Origin of the sequence: Treponema sp. JC4 (assembly GCF_000260795.1) — a bacterium.
GTDB lineage: Bacteria > Spirochaetota > Spirochaetia > Treponematales > Treponemataceae > Treponema_D.
In genome coordinates, this window is the sequence record NZ_AJGU01000103.1 from 1 (window position 1) to 1,334 (window position 1,334).

Genomic DNA, 1,334 nt, shown 5'->3' on the forward strand with positions numbered 1-1,334 from the left:
CTTTTCCCTAATTTGTAAAAATGTTATATTTAACCCATGACAAACGACGAAATTCAGGAAAAAATTAATCAGCTTAGCAGCAAAAAAAAGAAACTTGATGGAAGCCGAACACTTTCTGCCTTCCTTTTTTGTATTTTTCTTTTTGACTGGGATAAATTCATGGCGGGAGATCCGTCAAAACTTCTTATGGTTATTTTCGCAGTAATTACAGTTATTCCGCTTGGATTAATTATTTACGAAACAAAAATTATCCGTGGCATAAAAAATCAGATAGCAGAACTTACTTCAAAGCTTGCTATTGAAGATAATTCTGATGACGATGAAGAAGAAAATCTTGAGGAAGACGGCGAATGATTACAAAAGAAGTAAAACTTGGCTGTAAGGGAATGACCCGTCCGCTTACAATCGGCGGAAATAATCCTGTAACACTTCAGACAATGTGGAAAGAAAGCATTACTGATATTCCACAGAATAATGAAAAACTTGACCGAACGCTAAAAGAACTCAATGAACTTGCTATGCTTGGCTGCGACATTGTTCGTTTTGCAGTTCCAGATATGGAAAGTGCTAAGGCAATTTCCATGATTGCAGAACGCACATCAATGCCACTTGTTGCAGATATTCATTTTGACCATCGGCTTGCCCTTGAATGTCTTAAGGGAAATACTGCAGCAATCCGCATTAACCCGGGAAACATCGGTTCTATAGAAAATACAAAACGTGTTGTAGAAGGCTGCCGCGATAACGGAGTAGCAATCCGAATCGGAATTAATTCAGGAAGTCTTCCAAAGGACTTGCAGGAAAAAATTGCAAAAGGTGAGATTTCCCGTGCGAAAGGTTTGTGCGAAACTGCCGTCCGAGAAGCAGAAATTTTTGATCAGCTTAATTTTAATCAGTATGTTGTAAGCATGAAGTCCAGCGATGTTACAGAAACAATTGAATGTAACCGCTTTTATGCCCAGAAATACAATAATCCTCTCCACCTGGGAGTAACAGAAGCAGGCCCATTAATCGGCGGCGTAGTAAAATCCAGCATTGCCTTTTCAACACTCTTGAACGAAGGCATAGGTGACACCATCCGCGTAAGCCTTTCTTCATCTCCAGAAAACGAAGTAATTGCAGGTCTTAATATCCTTAAGGAATGCGGGAAAAGAAAGGGCGGTGTAACCCTTGTAAGCTGTCCCCGCTGCGGACGTTTAGGATTTGATGTTCATGCCTTTGTAGACCGCTGGCAGACCCGCCTTCTTGCAATGAAAAAAGNTATTACCGTTGCCGTTATGGGCTGTATTGTAAATGGTCCAGGAGAAGGCAAACACGCTGACATTGGAATTGCA

Annotated in this window: 2 protein-coding genes; both read left to right on the forward strand. The window is 40.7% G+C overall.

The features are described from left to right. The first annotated feature begins 36 nt into the window (after window positions 1–36). Complete coding sequence (locus MSI_RS13435; RefSeq protein ID WP_009108291.1) at window positions 37–354, forward strand: hypothetical protein; 318 nt, start codon at window positions 37–39, stop codon at window positions 352–354. Then, the coding region (ispG, locus tag MSI_RS13440; protein WP_039925124.1) for a flavodoxin-dependent (E)-4-hydroxy-3-methylbut-2-enyl-diphosphate synthase at window positions 351–1,334 on the forward strand (984 nt) is incomplete at its 3' end. The genes MSI_RS13435 and ispG, both read left to right, overlap by 4 nt.